The sequence below is a fragment of the Rhodoferax sp. genome, from assembly GCF_010365055.1.
Lineage (GTDB): Bacteria > Pseudomonadota > Gammaproteobacteria > Burkholderiales > Burkholderiaceae_C > Rhodoferax.
Genome location: NZ_JAAFHA010000004.1, coordinates 61,192 through 72,124 on the forward strand (window position 1 = coordinate 61,192; position 10,933 = coordinate 72,124).

11 protein-coding genes and 1 tRNA gene are annotated in these 10,933 nt (G+C 59.2%); 5 read left to right on the top strand and 7 right to left on the bottom strand.

From position 1 onward, the window contains the following. Positions 1–35: 35 nt before the first annotated feature. Entirely contained in the window at positions 36–1,415 is a 1,380-nt protein-coding gene (gene cysS / locus GZ093_RS01925) for a cysteine--tRNA ligase (RefSeq protein ID WP_296481317.1), read from the bottom strand. Between the two features lie 187 nt (positions 1,416–1,602). Between cysS and GZ093_RS01930 the strand changes: the two genes are divergently transcribed. The 5 genes from GZ093_RS01930 to GZ093_RS01950 all read left to right on the top strand — a co-directional run bounded on the left by GZ093_RS01930 (position 1,603) and on the right by GZ093_RS01950 (position 5,883). Then, positions 1,603–2,634, top strand: a complete 1,032-nt coding sequence (locus GZ093_RS01930; protein ID WP_296481320.1) for a tetratricopeptide repeat protein — start codon at positions 1,603–1,605, stop codon at positions 2,632–2,634. Between the two features lie 66 nt (positions 2,635–2,700). After that, positions 2,701–3,945, top strand: coding sequence for a L,D-transpeptidase family protein (locus GZ093_RS01935; protein WP_296481323.1), 1,245 nt, complete (start codon positions 2,701–2,703; stop codon positions 3,943–3,945). After that, on the top strand, positions 3,942–4,541 hold the full coding sequence (locus GZ093_RS01940; protein ID WP_296481325.1) for a peptidylprolyl isomerase: 600 nt from the start codon (positions 3,942–3,944) through the stop codon (positions 4,539–4,541). Before GZ093_RS01935 ends, GZ093_RS01940 begins: the two co-directional genes overlap by 4 nt. 3 nt (positions 4,542–4,544) lie before the next feature. Continuing rightward, entirely contained in the window at positions 4,545–5,051 is a 507-nt protein-coding gene (locus GZ093_RS01945; protein WP_296481328.1) for a peptidylprolyl isomerase, read from the top strand. 1 nt (position 5,052) lies between these two features. After that, the gene (locus tag GZ093_RS01950; protein WP_296481331.1) at positions 5,053–5,883 is read left to right on the top strand and encodes a UDP-2,3-diacylglucosamine diphosphatase; all 831 of its coding nucleotides are present in this window, start codon (positions 5,053–5,055) and stop codon (positions 5,881–5,883) included. A gap of 55 nt (positions 5,884–5,938) precedes the next feature. Here the strand turns inward: GZ093_RS01950 and GZ093_RS01955 are convergent. From GZ093_RS01955 to rplT, 6 genes are all read right to left on the bottom strand, one after another. Beyond that, a tRNA-Pro gene (locus GZ093_RS01955) sits at positions 5,939–6,015 on the bottom strand. A gap of 38 nt (positions 6,016–6,053) precedes the next feature. Next, a complete protein-coding gene (locus GZ093_RS01960; RefSeq protein ID WP_296481333.1) occupies positions 6,054–6,503 on the bottom strand; it encodes a MerR family transcriptional regulator in 450 nt (149 codons plus the stop codon). A gap of 101 nt (positions 6,504–6,604) precedes the next feature. Further along, complete coding sequence (locus GZ093_RS01965) at positions 6,605–6,940, bottom strand: integration host factor subunit alpha (RefSeq protein WP_296481334.1); 336 nt, start codon at positions 6,938–6,940, stop codon at positions 6,605–6,607. Positions 6,941–6,977: 37 nt separating this feature from the next. Then, positions 6,978–9,407 (bottom strand): phenylalanine--tRNA ligase subunit beta, encoded by a 2,430-nt coding sequence (gene pheT, locus GZ093_RS01970; protein WP_296481336.1) that lies wholly within the window; start codon positions 9,405–9,407, stop codon positions 6,978–6,980. A gap of 21 nt (positions 9,408–9,428) precedes the next feature. Beyond that, positions 9,429–10,505 (bottom strand): phenylalanine--tRNA ligase subunit alpha, encoded by a 1,077-nt coding sequence (gene pheS / locus GZ093_RS01975; RefSeq protein WP_296481338.1) that lies wholly within the window; start codon positions 10,503–10,505, stop codon positions 9,429–9,431. A gap of 161 nt (positions 10,506–10,666) precedes the next feature. Further along, on the bottom strand, positions 10,667–10,933 hold a 267-nt coding region (gene rplT, locus GZ093_RS01980), incomplete at its 5' end, for a 50S ribosomal protein L20 (protein WP_296481340.1).

The following is a 10,933-nucleotide window of genomic DNA, read 5'->3' on the forward strand; positions in this document are numbered from 1 at the left end:
ACGGGGGCTAGAGGCCATAATGACCATTATAAAAATCATGCCACAACTTCCCAGACGGTGCCTGCGGCTGAATCTTTCAAAACAATACCCTGAGCCAACAACGCCTGGCGAATGCGATCAGCTTCGGCAAAGTCTTTGGCGGCCTTGGCCGCCGCGCGCTGCGCAATCAAGGTCGCAATGGACGCCTCGTCGAGCGTGGCGCCGGCCTGCAAGAAATCTTTCGGATTGCCTTGCAGCAAGCCCAAGCACGCGCCCAGCGCCTTCAGCAAGCCCGCCAGTTTCGGGGAGCGGGTCTTATTGACCTCGGTCGCCAGTTCAAACAGCACCGCCACCGCCTCGGGGGTGCCGAAGTCTTCATCCATCGCCGCCTTGAAGCGCGCGGCAAACGGCTCGCGCCAGTCAATGGCAAGCAGCGGTTCTAGCGCTACCAGATCAAGCGCCGTGTAGAGGCGTTTCAGAGAGTTACGGGCATCATCCAGGTGCGCGTCGCTGTGGTTCAGGGCGCTGCGGTAGTGGGCCCGAATGATGAAAAAGCGCGTGGTCTCGGCGTCGTAACGCGCCAAGATATCGCGAATCGTGAAGAAATTGCCCAGGCTCTTGGACATCTTCTCGTTATCACGCGTCACAAAGCCGTTGTGCATCCAGAGGCTCGCCAGTGGCTTGCCGGTGGCACCCTCGCTCTGCGCGATTTCATTCTCGTGGTGCGGAAATTGCAGGTCAGCGCCGCCACCGTGAATGTCCACGGTATCCCCGAGCATCTCGCTGCACATGGCCGAGCATTCGATGTGCCAGCCAGGGCGACCCTGGCCGTAAATGCTGTCCCATTTCGCATCCGGCGGTTCATTCGGTTTGGCTGTTTTCCAGAGAACAAAATCAAGCGGGTCCTCCTTGCCGTCCGCCACGGCCACCCGCTCACCGGCGCGCAACTCATCGAGTGACTTGCCGCTGAGCTTGCCGTAACCGGGGAACTTGCGCACCGCGTAATTGACGTCCCCATTGCCGGCTTGGTAGGCCAAGCCCTTTTGTTCGAGTCGACCAATCAAGCCCAACATTTGCGGCACAAAGTCGGTGGCGCGGGGCTCATGCGTGGGGCGCTCGATGCCCAGGGCATCCGCATCCTGATGCAGAGCGTTCACCATGCGATCGGTCAGGGCCCGGATGGTTTCGCCATTCTCCAAGGCACGCTTGATGATTTTGTCGTCGATATCGGTCACGTTGCGCACATAGGTCACCCGCAAGCCGCTGGCCTTGAGCCAGCGTTGCACCACGTCAAACGCGACCATGGCGCGCGCATGGCCCAGATGGCACAGGTCATAAACGGTCATGCCGCAAACGTACATGCGCACATGGCCGGGCTCCAGCGGTGACAAAGGCTCCAGGGCACGCGACAGCGTGTTGTAAATGCGCAAACTCATGGGTGTTCCAAACGACGGCGTCAGGGTAATCAACCGAAGGGCGGCCTCGGCAAAAACTGCAAATGGGCAAGTAAGCATGAGGGAGCTGAAAAACACCCCCTAAGCTACAATTCTTAGCAGTATATAGCCCGGTCGGCTGGCCAGCCGCGATTGGTGGGCGTTCACCCTGTAGGAATCAAAAAGCGCCATGAAGCTCGCCCGCACCCCCTTTTTCACCACCCTGCGCCTGTTGGCACTCGCGCTCGCCTGCACCACGTCCATCGCTTACGCCGACGACTATGGCGACGTCGGCCAGCTGTTGCACGCGGGCAAGCTGAGCGAGGCCATGGTCAAGGCAGACGGTTACCTTGCAGCCAAGCCCGCCGACCCGCAGATGCGCTTTCTCAAAGGGGTGATCCAGCGCAATCAGGGCAAGCAGGCCGAGGCCATTGCCACCTTCACCAAGCTCACTGAAGACTACCCCGAGTTGCCCGAGCCCTATAACAATCTGGCCGTGCTCTACGCGGGCCAAAACCAGTTTGACAAGGCACGGGCCGCGCTGGAAATGGCCATCCGCACCAACCCCAGCTACGCCACGGCGCATGAAAACTTGGGCGACATTTACGCACGTCTGGCCAGCCAGGCCTATAACAAGGCGCTGCAACTCGATGGCGCCAATCCGGCGGTACCGCCCAAGCTGGCCCTGATTCGGGAATTATTTGGCCCCAACAACAAGGGACAGCGCCCCGCCACCGCCGCGCTGGCTGCAGCCCCTGCGGCGGTCGCCAAACCATCAACACCAGCGCCCACCGCACCGCCTGCGGTTGCGCCAGCACCACCATCGGCCACGAGTGCCCCGGTTGCAGCGGCAAAGCCCGCCGCCAGCGACAGCGCAACGAAGGACGCCAAAGATGTGCAAGAGGCCGTGCAGGCTTGGGCCAGAGCCTGGGCAGCCAAGGACATGACGGCCTACCTGGGCGCTTATGGCAAAGAATTCGACCCGGCCGGCAAACAGTCGCGCAACGCCTGGGAAGCAGACCGCCGCAGCCGCATCGTCGGCAAGAACACCATCAGCGTCAAACTCGACCACGTCAACGTCACGGTCAATGGTGCCCAAGCCGTGGCCAAATTCCGCCAGGACTACCGCTCGGGGACGCTGGCGGTGTCGAGCCGCAAGACGCTCGAACTGGTCAAGACCGGTAACCGGTGGCTGATCGTCAAGGAAAGCACGGGAAACTGATGACCGCCCGCGGGTCACAGCGCGCTTGGCTGGCTTTACGGCTTTCATTCATCGCCTGATGTCATCATGAAGCGGTATTTTCTGATTCTCTTTTTCCCAGCCCTGGTCGGACTGGCGATGAGCGCTAACGCGGCCGCGCACAAGAAGCCCGTGGCCAAAGCCAAGCCTGGCGCGAGCGCCCGGCAACAAGCGGTCCCCAATGCCGATCTGGCAGAAGCGCGCCTGCTGACCATCTACCAACTCATGGCCAAGGCGCAGACCTCTGAAGCCATGACCAAGGCCGAGCAACTGGTCAAAGACCACCCGCACTTCCAATTGGCCCAACTGGTCTACGGCGACCTGCTGGCCGCACGCACGCGACCTGTCCGGATGGTCGGCGACGTGCCTGAACCCCTTCGCTCAACCGGCGCCCCGGTGCTGAGTGAACTCCGTGATGAGTCGCAGATGCGCTTGAAGGCATTGCGTGAGCGCCCGCCTGCGGGGGCGCTTCCCTCGCAATTCCTGGCGCTGTCCGCGCGCAACAAACACGCCATTGCCATCGATGCGTCGCGCTCGCGCCTGTACCTGCTGGAAAACCGACCCACCGGACTGACACTGATTGCCGACTATTACGTCTCTATCGGAAAGTCCGGACTGTCAAAAAACGCCGAGGGTGACCTGCGAACCCCCATGGGCGTCTACTTCATCACCAGCAACCTGGATCCCAAGTCGCTCAAAGACTTCTACGGCTCGGGTGCCCTGCCCATCAATTACCCCAACGTGCTCGACAGCGCCCGCGGCAAAACAGGCGGCGGCATTTGGCTGCATGGCACGCCACCCAGCCAGTTTTCACGCGCGCCTCTGGCCACCGACGGCTGCGTCGTGCTGGCCAACCCCGACTTGATGGCGCTGATCCGCACGGTTGAGGTCCGCACTACGCCAGTCGTGATCTCGCAGAGCCTGAAATGGGTCACGCCCAACACGGCCCGCTCTGAGAGCAAACCTTTTGAAGCCGCCTTGACCGCATGGCAAAACGCCAAGTCCAGCGGCAATATGAACCAGGTGCTCAGTTTCTACAGCCCCAGCTTCAACAGCAACGGCAAGACCTTGACGCAGTGGACGCCGTCGCTGCGCAGCGAATTGAACAAGGTCCAGGGACGCGCGATTCAACTCAAGGACCTGTCCATGCTGCGCTGGACCGACACCGCCGACACCATGGTGGTCACTTTTGGCGAAGTGGCCGATGGCACCCGCACGGGGCCGACCAAGCGGCAATACTGGGTGCGTCAAGGCAGCGATTGGAAAATATTTTACGAAGGAATTATTGGATGAAATTTATACGTTTTTCGGCTCTAGCCCCCGCATTTATTGGGGTAGCAGCTATCTTTTCAATAGCACCAGAAGCTTGGGCACAAGCGCCAGCCCAAGTGAAATTCGCCACATCAGCCGGCGACTTCGTCGTCGAGGTTTACCCCGACAAAGCACCCAAGACGGTGGCGAACTTCTTGCAGTACGTCCAGGACAAGCACTACGACGGCACCATCTTCCACCGCGTGATCCCCAACTTCATGATCCAGGGCGGTGGCTTTGACGCCAAATATGTGCAAAAACCGACCCGGGCGCCGGTGGCGCACGAAGGCCGGGAAGCTCTGGCCAAAGGCGGTCCAAGGAACGTCACGGGCACACTTGCGATGGCCAGGACCGGTGACCCGCAATCGGCAACGGCTCAGTTCTTCATCAACGTCAAAGACAACGCATTTCTGGACCCCAGCGAGCGCGATTTTGGCTACACCGTGTTCGGCAAAGTGACCAGCGGCATGGACGTGATCCAGAAAATCAAGGCTGTGCCCACCGGCCCGGCTGGCCCCTTTGGCTCGGACGCGCCGAAAACCCCGATTCTTATCAACTCCGCAACCCTGGTAAAGTAAATCATGAGCAACCCGCAAGTCGAACTCCACATCGCCAATTACGGCGTCATCACCCTTGAACTCGAGCAGGACAAGGCGCCAAAAACAGTGGCGAATTTTTTGAGCTATGTCAAAAAAGGCCATTACGACAACACGATTTTTCACCGTGTTATTCCCGGTTTCATGGTGCAAGGCGGGGGCATGGAGCCCGGCATGAAGGAAAAGAAGGGCGATGAACCCATCCCCAACGAGGCCGACAACGGTCTGAAGAATCTCAATTACACGGTGGCCATGGCGCGCACTGGTGATCCCCACTCAGCCACCGCGCAGTTTTTCATCAATGTAGCCGACAACGGCTTCCTGAACCACACCGCCATTTCAGCCCAAGGCTGGGGCTACGCCGTGTTTGGCAAGGTTATCTCGGGCAAGGAGGTGGTTGACAAAATCAAGACCGTCAAGACCGCGCGCAAAGGCTACCACGATGACGTGCCCGTGGATGACGTCGTGATCGAGAAGGCTGTGGCACTCTGACATGACGGCGGGCGGGCCCAGGAGCATGGCGCCAACGGTGGCGCCTCCCTGGCCGGTACTGCAAGCGCCTGCCCACTGGCGGCGCCTTGATTTCATTTCCGACCTGCACTTGCAGGCGAGCGAGCCTGCCACCTTCAACGCCTGGCAACGCTTCATGCAGACGACGCAGGCTGACGCCGTTTTTATCCTGGGCGATTTGTTCGAAGTGTGGGTCGGTGACGATGTGTTGGCAACGCCTGGCTTTGAAGCCGGCTGCACGCAGATTCTCAAGGCCGCCTCGCAAAGGCTGTCCATCTTCGTGATGCACGGCAACCGCGACTTCCTAATGGGGGCGGCCTTTGCCCAAGCCGGCGGGCTGACCTTGCTCAATGACCCCAGCGTGCTGAACTTTGCAGGACAACAATGGTTGCTGTCGCATGGCGATGCCTTGTGCCTGGGCGACACCGACTACCTGCAGTTTCGCGCCCAGGTGCGCAGTCCAGAGTGGCAAGAGGACTTTTTGAGCCTGCCGTTGGCGAAACGCCAGCAAATGGCGCAGGACATGCGCAGACAAAGCGAGACCCACAAACGCAGCGGGGTGCCGTATGCCGACCTTGATGAGCCAATGACCTGCCATTGGTTGAACCTGGCCCAGGCTAGCACACTGATTCATGGCCACACCCACAAGCCCGCGGACCACCAGATGACCGCCGGTCTGCGCCGCATCGTCCTGAGCGATTGGGACGCCACCGCGACGCCACCGCGTGCTGAAGTGTTGCGCCTGAGCGCGGCTGTTGCTGCTAAAGCCGAGGGCAGCACCATACAACGCCTGCGGGCAACTCGGGCAGAGTGAAGCCAAAAAGACAAAGGGGTTAGCAAGCGATAAAGCTGCTAACCCCCGTATTTATTGGTCGGTGTGAAAGGATTCGAACCTTCGACCCCTTGCACCCCATGCAAGTGCGCTACCAGGCTGCGCCACACACCGTTCAAGCGTGAGATTATAACCGTTAGCCAACCGCCGCTTCAGCGTGACGGGGACAGGAGTTCACGAATTTCAAATAACTCCTGGCGTACCAACAGCATCGGGTCTGAGACGCCATTGGACGGCAAATTCAGCTGGGTGTCCTCAAAGTCATTCAATTCGGCATCATTGAGCTCAATAACCTCGATGCCATCCAACGACATTTCACCATTGTTCTTTTTGTCACGTTCAGTCTGCAGGATTTCCTGCATTTTTTGGCGCGCGCCACTGATCGTGAACCCCTGGTCGTAGAGGAGATCCCGGATACGCCGGATCATCAGCACCTCATGGTGCTGATAGTAGCGACGGTTGCCGCGCCGCTTCATAGGTCGAAGCTGTGTGAACTCCTGCTCCCAATAGCGCAGCACATGCGGTTTGACGCCACACAAATCGCCCACCTCACCAATGGTGAAATAGCGTTTGGCAGGTATGGGAGGGAGGGAGTTCTCCATTTAGATCAATGCGTTCGGAGAATAATTTTGCAGATTACCCCAGTCTCCACGAGGTGTAAAGCAGCAAATAACTCTGGACGCCAAATAACCACAAGCCGACGCTATGGCGCCAAAGGTAGCAGATCTTGATCCTGAATTTGCTCTTTGAGTTTGTAGCCGGCATGAAAGGTCACGACCCGACGCGCCTGAATGGGGATGGTCTCACCGGTGCGTGGGTTACGCCCTGGGCGCGGCGCCTTGGTGCGAATCTGAAAGTTTCCAAAACCTGATATCTTGACGTCATCGCCCCGGACCAGGCTGTCAGCGATCAAGTCAAAAAAGGCGTCCACCATGTCTTTCGATTCGCGCTTGTTCAAGCCGATTTTCTCAAACAGCAATTCAGCCAGCTGCGCTTTAGTCAGCGCTGGCATCTCCAGGCTTTCAACCGACAGGTCCATGGTGTCTTCGCTTCTTGTTCGGGGTGAGGGTGATTCGTCAGGTTCGCTGACGCGCACCCAATTTACTCAGGAGCGAAGCAAGCACCGCTTGCGTCGCATGGTCGATCTGTTCTTCGGTCAGCGTGGCTTCTTCACTGTTGAGGGTCAAGCGTACTGCGTAACTTTTCTCCAAGCTGGACGCATCCAAATCTTGTGCACGTTTCGGTTGATAGATATCAAACAAAACGGCGTTGCGCAGCAGACCCGCCGTGGGTGCGGACCAAATGGCGTCCATCAAGGCAGCATGCGTCACCTTATCGGTCACCATCACCGCAATATCCCGGTCCACTGCCTGATGCTTGGCGACGCTGGTGAATGCCGGCACCTGTCGCTGCAGCAAGGCATCGAGATCGAGCTCGAACATGAGCGGGGCTTGCGCCAGATCGTAGGCTTGGCGCCACTTGGGATGCAACTCTCCGACGAAGCCAATCGCCACGCCGTCGAGCAAGACGCGGGCGCAGCGGCCCGGGTGCATCGCGGGATGCTCCGCTGGCTCAAAGACGGACTGGCGTGGCGCCAGCAAAGTCTCCACATCACCCTTGATGTCGAAGAAATCGACCGGCCGCTCTTTGTGCCCCCATTGCAAAGCATCAGCAGTGCCAGATACCAGACCTGCCACGCGCATGGGCTGATCGAACCCTTCGACCGTGGCATCGGTGTTCTTGACGGAGTCATCGCGCAAGAAAACGCGGCCAAGCTCAAAAACGCGCACTCGCTGGGCTTTGCGATCCAGGTTGAACTTCAAAACCTGCAACAGCGAGCCCAGCAGCGACGAGCGCATCACGCTCATCTGGCTGGCGATCGGGTTCAGCAGTTTGATCGGATTCGGGTTGGCGCAAAGCTCGTGCTCCCAACGCTCCTCAACAAAGCTGAAGTTGATGGTTTCCTGATAACCCAGCGCGGCGATGCTCCGGCGCAGGGCAAACGCACTGCGCTGCGTCTCCGGGCGAATCTTGGCGGTGATCGGTGCCAGGGGAGGTGTATTCGGCAGGTTGTTGTAGCCCACCATGCGCGCCACTTCTTCAATCAAGTCTTCTTCAATTTGAAGATCAAAGCGGTACGACGGCGGTGCCACGGTGATGATGCCCTCGGTCTGCGTGATGGCCAGCCCGAGGCGCTCAAGCGCGTCCGCGCATTGCGCCTGGCTCAAGGGCATGCCAATGACTTTGCAGGCGCGTGCCACGCGCAGGCTGACGGCGGGCACAACTGGCAGGTTGACCTGCTGGTCGTCAATCGGGCCACAAGTGGTGTCGGCCGTGCCACAGATGTCAACGATCAACTGCGTGATGCGATCGAGATGCTCCACCGTCTGGTCCGGGTCGACGCCGCGCTCAAAGCGGTGCCCGGCATCGGTCGAGAAGTTGAAGCGGCGTGAGCGCCCCGCGATGGCTTTCGGCCACCAAAAAGCAGCCTCCAGGTAGATATTTCGCGTGTCGTCCGACACCGCCGTCGCGTCCCCGCCCATGATGCCCGCGAGTGACTCGACTTCGAGCTCATCGGCAATCACGCCGACCTTGTCATCCACCGTGACGGTGCTGCCATTGAGCAGTTTGAGTTGTTCACCGGGCTTGCCCCAGCGCACGTCGAGCCCCCCGTGGATCTTGTCCAGATCAAAAATATGCGACGGGCGGCCCAGCTCGAACATCACGTAGTTGGAAATATCCACCAGCGCGGTGACGCTGCGCTGGCCGCAACGCGCCAGCCGCTCCACCATCCATGACGGCGTAGGGGCCTGGGGATTGACGCGACGCACGATGCGACCCGAGAAGCGCCCGCACAGATCAGGGGCACTCACCTTCACGGCCAATTTTTCGGCGCCGCTGGCTTTGACCGCCGGGAAACTGGGCGCCGTCAACGGTGCACCGGTCAGCGCCGCGACTTCACGCGCCACGCCGTAGACACTGAGGCAATGGGCCAGATTGGGCGTGAGCTTGAGCGTGAACAAGGTGTCATCCAGTTTCAAATGCTCGCGAATGTCCTGGCCCAAGGGGGCAGCGCTGCTGAGCTCCAGCAAGCCGCCATGGTCATTGGACAGCTTGAGCTCTTTGGCCGAACAAAGCATGCCGTAACTTTCAACGCCCCGCAACTTGCCTACCTTGATCAGAAAGGGCATGCCATCGTCACCAGGGGGCAGCGCCGCGCCGACCAAGGCAACCGGTACCTTGATGCCGACCCGTGCATTGGGCGCGCCACAGACGATGGTGAGGAATTCGGCCTGACCGACATCGACCTGGCAGACATGCAGCCGATCGGCGTTGGGATGCTGGGCCGCTTCCTTGATTTCACCCACCACAATTCGGTTGAAAGGCGGGGCAACGGGCTTGACTTCTTCCACTTCAAGACCTGCCATGGTGAGCGTCTGCGCAAGTTGCTCAGTGGACAGCGGCGGGTTGCAGAATTCGCGCAACCAGGATTCAGGGAATTGCATGATGACTCTTTAATCGGTTTCTTATGATTGGAATTGCGACAGAAAGCGGATATCCCCGTCAAAAAACAAGCGCAGGTCATTCACGCCATAGCGCAGCATCGCCAGCCGGTCCGGCCCCATGCCAAAAGCAAAGCCAATGTATTTTTCGGGCTCCAGGCCCATGTTGCGAATCACGTTGGGATGGACTTGGCCCGAACCGGCCACTTCGAGCCAGCGACCCGCCAGCGGTCCGTTTTGGAACTGGATGTCAATTTCGGCACTGGGCTCGGTGAACGGAAAGAAACTGGGACGAAAGCGCAACACCAGATCATCCGACTCGAAAAAGGTGCGACAAAAATCGGTAAAGACAAATTTAAGGTCTTTAAAACTGACGTTCTCACCAACCCACAGGCCTTCACACTGGTGGAACATGGGCGAATGCGTGGCATCGCTGTCGACGCGGTAGGTGCGTCCAGGAGCGATCACGCGAATCTCGGGCATATCGCCTGAAAACAAGCCTGGCGCTTGCCCGGCACCCGCCGCCGCGCGGTGGCGTTTGACGTGTTGCACCGCATAACGGATCTGCATCGGACTGGAGTGAGTGCGCAACAGGTTGGGGGCGCTGGCAGTACCGCCTTCGACATAAAAGGTGTCATGCATGGAACGCGCCGGGTGATCCTCCGGTGTATTCAGGGCGGTGAAATTGAACCAGTCCGACTCAATTTCCGGGCCTTGCGCGACATCAAAGCCCATAGAACCAAAGATCGCCTCAATGCGTTCCAGGGTCAGCGAGACCGGGTGCAGACTGCCCTGCCCGCATTGGCGCCCTGGCAGGCTCACGTCCAGTGCTTCGGCCTGAAGCTGCAGCTGCAATTCGGCATCGGCCAGCGCCTGGCGGCGGCCATTCAATGCCGCTTCAATGGCCTGCTTGGCAAGGTTGATGGCGGCGCCGCGGGACTTCTTCTCATCCACGGCGAGCGCAGCCATGCCCTTCATCATCTCCGTGATGCGGCCCGACTTGCCCAGAAATAGCGCCTTGGCGTTTTCCAGGTCTGCCGGGGTGCGGGCTTGCTCAAAGGCGGCTTTGGCGTTGTCAACGACGCTGTTCAACTCGTTCATAAATTCTCTTGAATTCTCTTGCGGTTCCGATGTCACTTGTGGACAAGCGGGTCTTCACTGAAACTTCGATTTCATTGAAAAAGGGCTAGTGCCTTTTAAAGCTCTAGCCCTTGTCATTATTGCATAGCATGCTACTAATTAAAGAGCATACCAGCGCGAACTCAAGCTGCCAGCTTGGCCTTGACTTGATCCACGATGCTGGCAAATGCGGCCATGTCGTGCACAGCGATATCGCTCAGGACCTTGCGGTCAATCTCGATATTCGCTTTCTTCAGGCCGTTGGCGAATTGGCTGTAGGTCATGCCGCACTGACGCGCAGCCGCATTGATACGGGCAATCCACAACTGACGGAAGACACGCTTTTTGGTACGGCGGTCACGGTAGGCATATTGCCCAGCCTTCATTACCGCTTCTTTGGCGACGCGGTA

Bases quoted from the DNA above. Each gene is read 5' to 3' on its own strand.
- cysS (WP_296481317.1), bottom strand. From the start codon at position 1,415: ATGAGTTTGCGCATTTACAACACGCTGTCGCGTGCCCTGGAGCCTTTG.
- GZ093_RS01930 (WP_296481320.1), top strand. From the start codon at position 1,603: ATGAAGCTCGCCCGCACCCCCTTTTTCACCACCCTGCGCCTGTTGGCA.
- GZ093_RS01935 (WP_296481323.1), top strand. From the start codon at position 2,701: ATGAAGCGGTATTTTCTGATTCTCTTTTTCCCAGCCCTGGTCGGACTG.
- GZ093_RS01940 (WP_296481325.1), top strand. From the start codon at position 3,942: ATGAAATTTATACGTTTTTCGGCTCTAGCCCCCGCATTTATTGGGGTA.
- GZ093_RS01945 (WP_296481328.1), top strand. From the start codon at position 4,545: ATGAGCAACCCGCAAGTCGAACTCCACATCGCCAATTACGGCGTCATC.
- GZ093_RS01950 (WP_296481331.1), top strand. From the start codon at position 5,053: ATGACGGCGGGCGGGCCCAGGAGCATGGCGCCAACGGTGGCGCCTCCC.
- GZ093_RS01960 (WP_296481333.1), bottom strand. From the start codon at position 6,503: ATGGAGAACTCCCTCCCTCCCATACCTGCCAAACGCTATTTCACCATT.
- GZ093_RS01965 (WP_296481334.1), bottom strand. From the start codon at position 6,940: ATGGACCTGTCGGTTGAAAGCCTGGAGATGCCAGCGCTGACTAAAGCG.
- pheT (WP_296481336.1), bottom strand. From the start codon at position 9,407: ATGCAATTCCCTGAATCCTGGTTGCGCGAATTCTGCAACCCGCCGCTG.
- pheS (WP_296481338.1), bottom strand. From the start codon at position 10,505: ATGAACGAGTTGAACAGCGTCGTTGACAACGCCAAAGCCGCCTTTGAG.